The organism is Stenotrophomonas sp., from assembly GCF_032066555.1.
In the GTDB taxonomy this organism is placed as follows: domain Bacteria; phylum Pseudomonadota; class Gammaproteobacteria; order Xanthomonadales; family Xanthomonadaceae; genus Stenotrophomonas.
Genome location: NZ_DAMBKV010000010.1, coordinates 1 through 12,430 on the forward strand (window position 1 = coordinate 1; position 12,430 = coordinate 12,430).

Genomic DNA, 12,430 nt, shown 5'->3' on the forward strand with positions numbered 1-12,430 from the left:
ACGTGATGCAGCTGTCGAGCCCGCGCAACGCGGTGCTGGCGGCGCTGATCTTCAATGCGTTGGTGATCCCGGCCCTGATTCCGCTGGCCCTGCGCGGCGTGCGCTTCCGTCCGGCCACCGCCACCGCGCTGCTGCGGCGGAACATGCTGGTGTACGGCTTGGGCGGCGTGCTGCTGCCATTCGCGGCCATCAAGGCCATCGACCTCCTGCTTGCTCTGGTATTTGGCGCATGAACACCTCCAACACTTCCTCCCGTCGTTCCGGCAACCCGCTGTGGCGGCCGGCCATTGGTCTGTCCTTGTTCGGCCTGCTTGGCACCGGCCTGGTCTATGCGGTGCTGGCGACCGGCATCTCCGGCTCGCTGTTCCCGGCGCAGGCCGACGGCAGCCTGATCCGCGATGCCGATGGACAGGTGCGCGGCTCGCTTTATCTGGCGCAGCCGTTCGTTGGCGATGGTTATTTCCAGAGCCGTCCTTCGACGGCCAACTACGACCCGATGGCCGCGGCCGGCAGCAATATGGCGCGCAGCAATCCAGACCTGGTCAAACGCGTCAGCGAGGCCACCGCCGCCGTCGCCGCACGCGAGAAGATCGACCCGGCCACGGTGCCGGCCGACCTGGTCACGCAGTCGGCCAGCGGGCTGGACCCGGAGCTGTCTCCGGCTGCGGTGCAGGTGCAGGTGGCACGCGTTGCCGCGGCACGCGGCTGGTCGCAGGCAGAGGTGCAAGCGCTGGTTGATGCTCAACTGCAGGACCGCCAATGGGGCGTATTCGGACAGCCACGCATCAACGTGATTGCCCTCAACCGGGCCTTGGATCAGGCCGCGCATGCGCCGTGATGTCGGCCGCACCAGCAACAGCGCACAATCGCAGTCATGAACGACTCCCGTAGCCGCCAGGCTGATGCCTTGGCCGAGGCCCTGCAACGCGATGCCGGCGGAAAGCTGACCGTGTTCCTCGGCGCTGCGCCGGGAGTGGGCAAGACCTTCAGCATGCTTACCCGCGCCCAGGAACAACTGCGGCGCGGGGTGGATGTGGTGGCGGCCGTGGTTGAAACCCACGGCCGCAACGATACCGCCGCCCTGCTCGATGGCCTGCCGCGCATCGCGATGAGCACGCTGGAGTACCACGGCCATCAGCTGCAGGAGATGGACCTGGATGCGGTGCTGGCCCGTAAGCCGGCACTGGTGCTGGTCGATGAGCTGGCCCATCGCAACGCTCCAGGTAGTCGTCACGAACGTCGCTGGCAGGATGTGATGGAGCTGCTCGATGCCGGTATCGACGTGTGGACCACGATCAACATCCAGCATCTGGAAAGCCTCAACGATGTGGTGATGCGTATCACCGGCGTGCGCGTCAGCGAGACCGTGCCTGACGCAGTGTTCGATCGCCTGCACGACATCGTGCTGGTCGATCTGCCACCGCGCGAGCTGATCGAGCGCCTGCAGCAGGGCAAGGTCTACGTACCGGAACAGGCCGCGCAGGCGCTGCAGGCGTTCTTCTCACCTGCCAACCTCACCGCCCTGCGAGAGCTGGCGATGCAGGAAGCCGCCGACCGCGTCGACAGCAGCCTGCGCGAGACCCGCGCCGCGCGCGGCGAAGGCAATCTGCCGCTGCGCCGCCGCGTTGTGGTTGCCATCGACGGCGGCGGCCAGAGCGAATACCTGGTGCGGGTGGCGCGGCGCATCGCCGAGCGCCGCGACGCACCGTGGACGGTGGTGACCGTGCAACATCGGCGTCACGACGAGGCAACCCGTCGCGAAATCGACGATGCGTTCGCACTGGCGCGGCGGTTGGGTGGCGACGCCGAGCTGCTGCACGGGCCGGGTATTGCCGATGCACTGCTCGATTACGCCGCGCATAACGCGGTGTCGTCGCTGGTGCTCGGCCGTACCCGCGAACGACCACTGGCGCGCCTGTTCAACCAGACCCTGACCCAGCAGTTGATCCAACGCGGCGCCCACTACGAGATCACCATCATCAGCACCCCGCAGGCACGCGCCAACGCGCGTCGATTCGGCCTGTCGCTGGCCCCGGACAGCTGGGGCAAGGATGCGATGACGGCGGTATTGGCCACCGTCGGCGCCTGCCTGGCCGCATGGCTGGGTGAGCACTGGATAGGCCTCAGCGACCTGGCGATGGTGTTCATCGTGGCGGTGGTGCTGGTGGCTGCACGCACGCGCATGAGTGCCGCGGTGCTGGCAGCGACGCTGTGCTTCCTGGCCTACAACTTCTTCTTCATCGCACCGCGCTTCACCTTCGCGATCAGCGCGCGCCAGGGCGTGATCACCGTCTTCCTGTTCCTGGCCGCCGCGCTGGTCGCCGGTCGCCTGGCCTCGCGCCTGCGCATGCAGGTGGTGGCGCTGCGCGCCGCCAACCGCCACGCCAATGTGCGGCAGACGCTGGGCCGGCAACTGGTGGGCGCCACCGACAATGCCCAGGTTGCCCATGCCGGGCGGGTAGCGTTGGAACAGGCGCTGGATGCACCGGCCTGGGTGCGGCTGGGTGCCGATACCAGTACCAGCGGCAGCGCCGCCCCCGGCGACACCGATCTGGCTGCGGCCGATTGGGCCCTGCGCCATGGCCAGCCTGCAGGCCGCTTCACCGACACGCTGGCCGGCGCCGGTTGGTGGTTCCTGCCCCTGCTGGACGGCGAAGCACACGCGATAGGCGTGGCCGGGCTGCGCTTCGACCACCAGCATCCGCGCCTGGCACCGGAACAACGCCAGCTGGTGGAAGCGATGGCCGACGACATCGCCCAGGCCGCATTGCGCACGCGGCTGGTCGCCGATCTGGAAACCGCGCACCTGCACAACGAAACCGAGCGTCTGCGCTCTGCACTACTGTCCTCTGTATCACACGACCTGCGCTCGCCGCTGGCCGCCATGATCGGCTCGGCCGACAGTCTGTCCAACTACGCCGATGCAATGGACGCCAGCGACCGTCGCGCCCTGCTCGACACCATCGTGGTCGAGGGCGAGCGGCTGGACCGCTATATCCAGAACCTGCTGGACATGACCCGGCTCGGCCATGACGGGCTCAAGCTCAACCGCGACTGGATCGGCGTGGACGAGCTGATCGGCTCGGCCGCGCGGCGGCTGCAGCGCTACCAACCGGAGGTGCGGCTGCAGTTGGATATCCCGGCGACGCTGGCGCCGATCTGGGTGCACCCGGCGCTGGTCGAACAGGCGGTGTTCAACGTGATGGAGAACGCGGCAAAATTCTCGCCCGCGGAGGTACCGATCGTAGTGCGTGCGCGCCAGCACGATGGCGAACTGGTCATCGACGTGATCGACGCCGGCCCCGGCATCCCCGATGACCAGCGCGCGCGCATCTTCGACATGTTCTACAGCGTGGAGCGCGGCGACCGTGGCCGCCAGGGCACCGGCCTGGGCCTGACCATCTGCCAGGGCATGATTGGTGCCCATGGCGGCCGCGTCGAGGCGCTGCCGGGCCACGACGGACGCGGTACCCTGATACGCATGAGCCTGCCCATGCTCCAGCCGCACCCCGAGAGCCCGCGCGATGATGGCTGAAGCGCCCGCCATTCCGCCGCCGCGCGTGCTGGTGGTGGATGACGAAGTACAGATCCGGCGCTTTCTGGATATCTCATTGCGCGCGCAGGGTTATGCGGTCAGCCAGGCCGCCAACGGCGCCGAAGGCCTGCAACGGCTGGCCGAGGACGGTGCCGACCTGGTGGTGCTGGATATCGGCCTGCCCGACATGGAAGGCCATGACGTGCTGGCCGAGCTGCGGCAATGGAGCCAGGTGCCGGTGATCATGCTCAGCGTGCGCGCCGGCGAGGCGGAGAAGGTGCGGGCCCTGGACAATGGCGCCAACGACTACGTGACCAAGCCGTTCGGCACCCAGGAGCTGATGGCGCGGGTGCGGGCGCTGCTGCGCAGCCGCAGCACCGACAGCGAAGGCCAGGTGCCGGTGTTCGACGATGGTCACCTGCATATCGACCTGGCCCGCCGCGACGTGCGCGTGGACGGCGAGGCGATTGCGCTGACCCGCAAGGAATACGCGCTGCTGGCGCTGCTGCTGCGCAATGCCGGGCGGGTGGTGACGCAGCCGCAGATCCTGCAGGAAATCTGGGGGCCGACGCATCGGCATGACACCCATTACCTGCGCATCCTGGTCGGGCGTTTGCGGCACAAGCTGGGCGATTCGGCGTTGGAGTCGCGTTATCTGTTCACCGAGCCGGGGGTTGGTTTGCGGTTTGGTGGGACGTGAAGTGATGCGAGCCGGTTGTGGTTGTGGGAGCGGCGTCAGCCGCGAAGCTGGTGAAACAACAGGCGTTCGTTGATCTGAGATTACTGGATGCGGAAACCACTGTGGCTTCGCGGCTGACGCCGCTCCTACAAGCGAGCGAAGGCACGAGCAACGGCAACCCCTCCCCGGCCCTCCCTTTGGCTACGCCAAAGGGAGGGAGACAAGCGACGGCGCTTCGATCTGACGGTCAGCGCACGATGCGCCCCCTCCCTTTGGCGCAGCCAAGGGGAGGGTTGGGGAGGGGTGCTCTTCGCGGTAATCCAAAGCCCTCAACCAGCCCGCTCGCAAGCAGCCGTCCAGAAAAAACAAAAGGCCGCCTCGCAACACGCGGGCGGCCTTTCGCCAGGCAGCACGCTCGATCAGAACCCCAGCTCGGTCCCCGTAGGCAGCACCTGCAGCAACTGCTCACGGAACACCGCCTTGATCCGCTCCAGCGCGGCCTCGTCATTGCCTTCGAAACGCAGTACCAGCACCGGTGTGGTGTTGGACGCACGCACCAGCCCCCAGCCGTCGTTGAAATCGGCACGCAGGCCATCGATGGTGGAGATGCGGGCGCCCGCGAACGGTGACTCCTCCAACTGCGCCGCTGCCACGATCAAAGCCACCTGCGCATGCTGGGTGCCCTCTTCCACCGCCACCTTGAGCTCGGGCGTGGAGACCGCATCCGGCAATTCGTTCAGTACCTCCGACGGTTCTTCATCGCGTTGCGCCAGAATCTCCAGCAGGCGCGCCGCCGCGTACAGGCCATCATCGAAGCCGTACCAGCGTTCCTTGAAGAAGAAGTGGCCGCTCATCTCGCCAGCCAGCTCGGCATCGGTCTCGCGCATCTTGGCCTTGACCAGCGAATGCCCGGTCTTCCACATCATCGGGCTGCCGCCATTGCGCAGGATGTAATCGGACAACTTTCCGGTGCACTTGACGTCGTAGATGACCATAGCGCCAGGGTTGCGGGCCAGCACATCGGCGGCGAACAACATCAGCAGGCGGTCGGCAAAGATGATCTTGCCGTCCTTGGTGACCACGCCCAAGCGGTCACCGTCACCATCGAAGGCCACGCCCAGGTCCGCGTCGAAACGCTTGACCATCTGCACCAGGTCTTCGAGGTTGTGCGGATCGCTGGGGTCCGGGTGGTGATTGGGGAAGTTGCCATCCACGTCGCAGTACAACGGAATGACCTCGGCACCGATGGCCTCCAGCAACTGCGGCGCCACCGCACCAGCCACGCCGTTGCCGGCATCGGCGACGATCTTGAGCGGGCGGTCCAGCTGCACGTCATCGGCGATGCGCTGCACGTAGTCATTGATGACCTCACGCTGCTGCAGGCTGCCTTCGCTGTCGGCGCGCTGCAGGCGGCCTTCCTGGATGCGCTTGTACAGGTCGGTGATGGCACCGCCGGACAGGGTCTCGCCACCGATGACGATCTTGAAGCCGTTGTAGTCCGGTGGATTGTGGCTGCCGGTGACGGCGACGCAGCTGCCCGCACGCAGGTGGTAACCGGCGAAGTACACCACCGGTGTCGGTGCCATGCCGATATCGATGACATCGCAACCGGCGCGGCGCAGGCCCACGATCAGGGCATCGGCCAGCTCCGGTCCGGACAGGCGGCCATCGCGCCCCACCACCACGTCGCGCAGCCCCTGCGCCTGCATTTCGCTGCCAATCGCCTGCCCTATCAAGGTCGCGACACTGGCATTCAACTCGGTGCCAAGCACGCCACGGATGTCGTAGGCACGGAAGATCACCGGCAATACCGCTTCGGCACCCGGCTCGACCTGCGCCTGCGGCGCATCACCCGGGCGCGCCGTGGCCGCCAACGGCAACGGCTGCGGATCCTGTTCCAATGCTTCCTGCAGGGTCGGGCCGGCGTCGTCGGCCTCGGCATTGTTCTTGCGCAGGGCCGGCAGGTTCATCAGACGCTTGCGCCCCAACAGCAGCAGCAATGCCGTGGCCACCAGCAACAGCGCCACGATGGCGCTGGGGATCACCCCCAGTCCCATCGCCCCGGTGTTGGCATCCGGCAACTCCGCCACCACCCGCAGGCCGGTGTCGCCGACCGGACGCGCCAGCGCGTCGGCGCTGTTGCCCAGGCTGGTGTCGCCTTTCTGGACGATGGTGAAGCCGCCCTGGCGCAGGCCCAGGAAGGCACTGTCCGGCGAATCGATACCATCAAACACGGAGGTCAAACGGGTCAGCGGCTGGCGGATGTAGATCACCGCCGGCTTGCCTTGCAGCAGCACCGGCGCGGCCAGGCCCAGGCGCGGACTCCCCCCATCGCGGACTACCAGCGCTACCGGCTGGCCGGCGGTCAGGGCCTGTTCCAGCAAGGCCAACCGCGAGTATCCGAAGGTCGCCGGCTCGGCATAGGCCGCGGCCAGGCTGGCGTCGAGGACCTGCGCGTCTTCCACGCCGTTCCACTTGTCACGTATCGCCAAGGCGACGGCGGTTGCGTCGCCGCTGACCAGCGCAGCCTTCACCGGCTCCAGCGCCAGCTGCTTGCCGAACTGCGATGTCTGCGCGGCCAACGCCTGCTGCACGCCGGTCACGGCCTGATCGCGGGACTGCTCCAACCCGGCACTGGTACCGGACTGTATCCATTGCTCTACCGCGCTCCAGCCGAACCAGCCGGCCAACAGCAGCAGCAATACCGCCAGCAGTGGTGTTGATCGACCCAGCGCGGGACGTGGCCGCCCGCTGTCATTGCCTTGGCTCATCGTGCGTTTCCCCCTGTCAGCGCACCCCGGTGTGGCCGAATCCACCCGTTCCACGTGCACTGTCGATGAAAGTATCCACTACCTGCAACGTCACGCGTGCAATCGGCATCACCACCAACTGCGCGATACGGTCGCCGGGCTCGATGGTGAATGCATCGCGGCCCCGGTTCCATACGCTGATCAGCAGCGGCCCCTGGTAATCGGCATCGATCAGGCCCGTCCCGTTGCCCAGCACGATGCCGTGGCGATGGCCCAGCCCGGAACGCGGTAAAACCACCGCGCACAGCCCCGGATCGGCGATATGGATGGCAATGCCGCTGGGCAACAAGGCCGCATCGCCCGGCTCCAACGTCAACGGCGCTTCGATGGCGGCGCGCAGGTCCATGCCGGCGCTGGCCTCGGTGGCATAGGCGGGCAGCGGCCAGCTGTCACCGAAGCGCGGATCCAGCAACTTCACCTGCAAGGGCTGCAGTCCATTACTCATGCGTCCAACCTCTCTGCGATAAGGTCCAGCAACTGCTCTGCCAGCTGGGTCTTGGCGGTGCCCGGGAACTCGCGCAGGCCGCCGTTCCAGTAGGCCACGGCCGCGTTCTGGTCACTCTCGAAACCATTGCCGGCAATGCCGACCTGGTTGGCGATGATCAGGTCCAGGTGCTTGTCGGCGAGCTTGCCGCGCGCATATTTCTCCACATCGTGGGTTTCGGCGGCAAAGCCGACCACCAGCTTCAAGGCCTGCTCCTGCACGGCCACTTCCGCCAGGATGTCGGCGGTGCGTACCAGCTCCAGGGTCAGGGTCTGGCTGCCGGCGGTCTTCTTCAGCTTCTGCGGCGAGACCTGGCGTGGCGTGTAATCGGCCACGGCGGCCGCGCCAATATAGATATCGGCAGGCAATGCGCCCAGCACCGCCTCTCGCATCTGCGCGGCCGAGCGCACATCAATGCGCTGCACGCCTGCCGGCGTGGGCAACTGCACCGGACCGCTGACCAACACCACCTGCGCGCCCTGACGGGCGGCGGCGGCGGCCAGGGCGTAGCCCATCTTGCCGCTGCTGCGGTTGCCGACGTAGCGCACCGGATCCAGATCTTCATAAGTGGGACCGGCGCTGATCAGCACCCGCATGCCGTTCAGCCGGCCCGGCTTGGCCGGGGCCTGCGGGGCCAGATTGCCGGCAAGTGCCGCAATGATGGTCGGTGCTTCACTGACCCGGCCAGGGCCGGATTCACCCTCGGCCAGCGGGCCGTCTTCCGGCCCGATCACCTGCACGCCGCGCTCGCGCAGCACGGCCATATTGGCCTGGGTTGCCGGGTGCAGCCACATGCGGTGGTTCATGGCCGGGCACACGGTCAGCGGCGCGGTACTGGCCAGACACAGCGTGGTCACCAGGTCGTCGGCGTTGCCGTGCGCCAGCCGCGCCAGCAGGTCGGCCGTGGCCGGGGCGATGAGGATGCGGTCGGCCCAGCGTGCCAGTTCGATATGGCCCATGGCCTGCTCGGCGGCACTGTCCCACAGCGTGGTGCGGGTGGGATGGCCGGACAGCGCCTGGAAGCTCAACGGGGTGACGAACTGCTGCGCCCCCGCCGTCATCGCCACCTGCACGGTGGCGCCGGCATCACGCAGCCGACGCACCAGCTCCAGCGACTTGTACGCAGCGATGCCGCCGCCGACGCATAGCAGCAGCTTCTGTCCTTCCAAGGGGCGGGAAGTGGGGGAAACGGCGGTCACGGATGAGGATTCCTAGGTACAGAAGAAGGGTTAGCTTAACCGAAGGCTTTGTTGCGCCTGATCCAGTTTTTGGCAAATGGCGGTGAATCTGCCACTCATGCATATCCGTGATTGGCCCAGCGCTGAACGCCCGCGCGAAAAAATGCTGACGCGTGGCGCGGCTGCACTTTCCGATGCGGAACTGCTGGCGATTTTCCTCGGTTCCGGCCTGCGCGGGCGTGATGCGGTACAGACCGCCCGCGAGCTGCTGCAGACGCACGGCCCGCTGCGGGCATTGCTGGACCGCAGTGCTCCGCAACTGGCCAGACTTCCCGGCCTGGGGCCCGCCCGCGCCTGCCAGCTCAGCGCCGCGCTGGAGCTGGGGCGGCGCCATCTGGCCGCCGGGCTGGAACGGGGCGATGCGCTCACCGACCCCAGCGCCGCCGGCCGCTACTTCGCCCAACGCCTGCGCCACCGCCCGCAGGAAATATTCGCGGCGTTGTACCTGGACAACCGCCACCGTGCCCTGGCCTTCGAGGAGTTATCCACAGGCACGCTGGACAGCGCCGAGGTGCATCCGCGTGAAGTCGTCCGTCATGCTCTGGCCCATAACGCTGCAGCAGTGATCGTCGGCCACAACCACCCCTCCGGGAATCCTGAACCGTCGGCGGCAGACCGGGCGATCACCGAGCGGCTGAAGCAGGCCCTGGCATTGGTCGATATCCGCCTGCTGGACCACTTCGTGATCGGTGACGGCACGCCGGTATCGCTGGCCGCCCGCGGCTGGGTCTGAACGGGCCAGCCTGAACTCTGCCGCCGGTGGCAAACCTGCTCGACCATCAGTGAAATCCACCCGCCCTGTAGCCGCAGCGGCCTTTCTGTTTTTTTGACATTCCTGACCCCCGCCCGCGCCTCGCAGGCGGCCTCGGCGCAGGTCAGGTAAAATGGTCAGTTCCGCGCTTCAAGCAGAATAGTCACGTGAAAGCCCAACTCCGCGCCCTCATCGGCCAAGGCATCGAAGCCTTGCGCGCCAACGGCACCTTGCCTGCCGACACCCTGCCGCCGGATTTCGTGGTCGAGCGACCCAAGACCCGCGAACACGGTGATTTCGCCACCAACGCCGCCATGCTGCTGGCCAAGGCCGCGCGCAGCAATCCACGTGCCGTTGCGCAGGCGCTGGTCGCCGCGTTGCCGGCCAGCGACGACATCATCAATGTCGAGATCGCCGGCCCTGGCTTCATCAATTTCAAACTCTCGCCGGTGGCCTACCAGCGCGAAGTGGTCAGCGTGCTCAAGGAAGCCGAGGACTATGGCCGCAACCTGAGCGGCAACGGCCGCAGCGTCGGCGTCGAATACGTGTCGGCCAACCCGACCGGCCCGCTGCATGTCGGCCACGGCCGCGCCGGTGCCATCGGTGACTGCATCGCCCGTGTGCTGGAAGCCAACGGCTGGAACGCCAAGCGTGAGTTCTATTACAACGACGCTGGCGTGCAGATCGAAAACCTGGCCAAGTCGGTGCAGGCGCGCGCGCGCGGCTTCAAGCCGGGCGACGCACAGTGGCCGGCCGAAGCCTATAACGGCGAATACATTGGCGACGTGGCCAAAGCCTACCTGCTGGGCCAGACCGTGGACCTGGAAGGCAGCCACATCGTTGGCGCCAAGGATGCGGAGAACCTGGAAGAAGTCCGCCGCTTCGCCGTGGCTTACCTGCGCAACGAGCAGAACCTGGACCTGGCCGCATTCGGCGTGGATTTCGACATCTACTTCCTGGAAAGCTCGCTGTACAAGGACGGCAAGGTCGCCGAGACCGTGCAGCAGCTGATCAGCTCCGGCCACACCTACGAGGAAGGCGGTGCGCTGTGGCTGCGTTCCACCGACTTTGGTGACGACAAGGACCGCGTGATGCGCAAGTCCGACGGCACCTTCACCTACTTCCTGCCGGACGTGGCCTACCACCTGAGCAAGTGGCAGCGCGGCTACGAGCGCGCCATCACCGAACTCGGTGCCGACCACCACGGCTCGCTGGCGCGCGTGCGCGCCGGCCTGCAGGCACTGGATCTGGGTATCCCCAAGGGCTGGCCGGAATACGTGCTGCACCAGATGGTGACGGTGATGCGCGGCGGCGAGGAAGTGAAGCTGTCAAAACGTGCCGGCAGCTACCTGACCCTGCGCGACCTGATCGAGGAAGTGGGCAGCGATGCCGTGCGTTGGTTCCTGATCGCCCGCAAGCCGGATTCGCAGCTGACCTTCGACATCGACCTGGCCCGCCAGCAGAGCAGCGACAACCCGGTGTTCTATGTGCAGTACGCGCATGCCCGCGTCTGCTCGCTGCTGCGCCAGGCGCAGGAAAAGGGCCTGGACTACAAGCAGGCTGAAGGCCTGGCCGCACTGTCACGTCTGGATGATGAGATTTCGCTGGAACTGATGAACGAGATCTCGCGTTACCCGGAAGTGGTGGAAGCGGCCGGCATCGCGCTGGAACCGCACCAGATCGCGCAGTACCTGCGTGAATTGGCACACGCTTTCCACACGTGGTATCACGGCACACCGGTGCTGGTGGATGATGCAGCCGAGCGCAATGCCAAGCTCACCCTGGCCAGCGCCGCACGGCAGACCCTGGCCAACGGCCTGAGCATCCTGGGCGTCAGTGCCCCGGAAAAGATGTAAACACCTGGAGACGCAGTAGACATGGCAGCACGACGCGGCAAAAGCCAAGCACGACGCAACAACGACAATGGCACGCCCGGCTGGGTGTGGCTGGTTGCCGGCGTGGCGATTGCGGCGGTGGTGTTCCTGGCAGCGCCCAACCTGTTCAAGAAGGACGGCGACGGTTTCCTGCGCGTAGGCCCGCAGCCCAACCCGGATGCACAGCCGGCACCGGTTGCCGACGCCGACGTGGATGCCGGTGTGGAATCGAACAAGCCAGCCACGCCTGCCGGTGCCAAGCCGGAGGAAAAGCCAGCCACCCAGTACGACTTCTACACCTTGTTGCCGGGCACGGAAGTACAGATGTCCGATGCCGAATTGGCTGCCAGCGCCAAGGCCGAGGAGCAGCGCCGTGCTGCCGCTGCCCGCGCAGCGGCGGCAGCGGCCCCGGCCACGCCAGCCACACCGCCGACCGAAGCGCAGCGCGCCCAGGCCGCGCTGGAAGGCCGCCCGTTGCCGGCACCGGTGGCCGAGGCCGTGCGCCAGCCGGCGCCGATCAACGAAACCGCAGCCCGCCCGGCCCAGGTAGCCAGTGCCGCACCGGCAACCGCAACCCCGGCACCACGCCCGGCGGCGGCAACGCCTGCACCGGCGACGGCCGCAGCGGCACCGGCAGCTGCAGCAGCGTCGGAGAATGTGCGCTACATCCTGCAGGCAGGCGCCTTCGGTGCCTCCGGCGACGCCGAAGCCACCAAGGCCAAGCTGGCGATGATGGGCCTGGCTGCGCGCGTGGAGTCGGCGCAGATCAACGGCAATACCGTGTACCGCGTGCGCATGGGGCCTTATGGCACCGCCAGCGAATTGGCCGAAGCCAAGGCCAAGCTCAACGGCACGGGTCTGCAGGCGATGGCGATCAAGGCGCAGTGAAGTCGCCTACGGCGGCTTCACCCCAAAGTTTGTGAAACAAACTTTGGGCCCCGTGCCCGTTACACCCATAACCCCGCGCCTGTCGGCGCGCCCCCTTTACTCAAGGGGGAAAGTGAAACCGCCCACGGCGGTTTCACCCCAAGGGTTTGCGCTGCAAACCTTGGGCCCCAC

General features: G+C 66.9%; 9 protein-coding genes and 1 pseudogene. 7 read left to right on the forward strand and 3 right to left on the reverse strand.

Annotated elements, in window-relative coordinates; genetic code table 11:
- The 4 genes and pseudogenes from RT131_RS12510 to RT131_RS12525 all read left to right on the forward strand — a co-directional run.
- Positions 1–233 (forward strand): annotated as a pseudogene (locus RT131_RS12510) (potassium-transporting ATPase subunit B); the annotation flags it as partial.
- Positions 230–838: a potassium-transporting ATPase subunit KdpC gene (kdpC, locus tag RT131_RS12515; protein WP_313173139.1), complete on the forward strand. Its 609-nt coding sequence runs from the start codon at positions 230–232 to the stop codon at positions 836–838. The pseudogene RT131_RS12510 and the gene kdpC, both read left to right, overlap by 4 nt.
- Before the next feature lie 36 nt (positions 839–874).
- Positions 875–3,535 (forward strand): sensor histidine kinase KdpD, encoded by a 2,661-nt coding sequence (locus RT131_RS12520; protein WP_313173140.1) that lies wholly within the window; start codon positions 875–877, stop codon positions 3,533–3,535.
- The gene (locus RT131_RS12525; RefSeq protein ID WP_313173141.1) at positions 3,525–4,235 is read left to right on the forward strand and encodes a response regulator transcription factor; all 711 of its coding nucleotides are present in this window, start codon (positions 3,525–3,527) and stop codon (positions 4,233–4,235) included. The genes RT131_RS12520 and RT131_RS12525 overlap by 11 nt, the downstream gene beginning before the upstream one ends.
- 398 nt (positions 4,236–4,633) lie before the next feature.
- Here the strand turns inward: RT131_RS12525 and RT131_RS12530 are convergent, their stop codons facing one another.
- From RT131_RS12530 to coaBC, 3 genes are read right to left on the reverse strand one after another with little or no spacing between them, the layout of a single operon-like run.
- Positions 4,634–6,985: a phosphomannomutase/phosphoglucomutase gene (locus tag RT131_RS12530; protein WP_313173142.1), complete on the reverse strand. Its 2,352-nt coding sequence runs from the start codon at positions 6,983–6,985 to the stop codon at positions 4,634–4,636.
- A 16-nt stretch (positions 6,986–7,001) separates the two neighbouring features.
- Positions 7,002–7,469, reverse strand: coding sequence for a dUTP diphosphatase (gene dut, locus RT131_RS12535; RefSeq protein ID WP_313173143.1), 468 nt, complete (start codon positions 7,467–7,469; stop codon positions 7,002–7,004).
- Positions 7,466–8,707 (reverse strand): bifunctional phosphopantothenoylcysteine decarboxylase/phosphopantothenate--cysteine ligase CoaBC, encoded by a 1,242-nt coding sequence (gene coaBC / locus RT131_RS12540; protein ID WP_313173144.1) that lies wholly within the window; start codon positions 8,705–8,707, stop codon positions 7,466–7,468. Before coaBC ends, dut begins: the two co-directional genes overlap by 4 nt.
- 97 nt (positions 8,708–8,804) lie before the next feature.
- On the opposite strand from coaBC, the gene radC reads away from it, so the two are divergent.
- The 3 genes from radC (at position 8,805) to RT131_RS12555 (ending at position 12,259) form a co-directional block, all read left to right on the forward strand.
- Positions 8,805–9,479: a DNA repair protein RadC gene (gene radC, locus RT131_RS12545; RefSeq protein WP_313173272.1), complete on the forward strand. Its 675-nt coding sequence runs from the start codon at positions 8,805–8,807 to the stop codon at positions 9,477–9,479.
- Between the two features lie 185 nt (positions 9,480–9,664).
- Positions 9,665–11,353 (forward strand): arginine--tRNA ligase, encoded by a 1,689-nt coding sequence (gene argS / locus RT131_RS12550; protein WP_313173145.1) that lies wholly within the window; start codon positions 9,665–9,667, stop codon positions 11,351–11,353.
- Positions 11,354–11,374: 21 nt separating this feature from the next.
- Positions 11,375–12,259 (forward strand): SPOR domain-containing protein, encoded by an 885-nt coding sequence (locus RT131_RS12555; RefSeq protein ID WP_313173146.1) that lies wholly within the window; start codon positions 11,375–11,377, stop codon positions 12,257–12,259.
- Positions 12,260–12,430 lie beyond the last annotated feature (171 nt).

Bases quoted from the DNA above. Each gene is read 5' to 3' on its own strand.
- kdpC (WP_313173139.1), top strand. From the start codon at position 230: ATGAACACCTCCAACACTTCCTCCCGTCGTTCCGGCAACCCGCTGTGG.
- RT131_RS12520 (WP_313173140.1), top strand. From the start codon at position 875: ATGAACGACTCCCGTAGCCGCCAGGCTGATGCCTTGGCCGAGGCCCTG.
- RT131_RS12525 (WP_313173141.1), top strand. From the start codon at position 3,525: ATGATGGCTGAAGCGCCCGCCATTCCGCCGCCGCGCGTGCTGGTGGTG.
- RT131_RS12530 (WP_313173142.1), bottom strand. From the start codon at position 6,985: ATGAGCCAAGGCAATGACAGCGGGCGGCCACGTCCCGCGCTGGGTCGA.
- dut (WP_313173143.1), bottom strand. From the start codon at position 7,469: ATGAGTAATGGACTGCAGCCCTTGCAGGTGAAGTTGCTGGATCCGCGC.
- radC (WP_313173272.1), top strand. From the start codon at position 8,805: ATGCATATCCGTGATTGGCCCAGCGCTGAACGCCCGCGCGAAAAAATG.
- RT131_RS12555 (WP_313173146.1), top strand. From the start codon at position 11,375: ATGGCAGCACGACGCGGCAAAAGCCAAGCACGACGCAACAACGACAAT.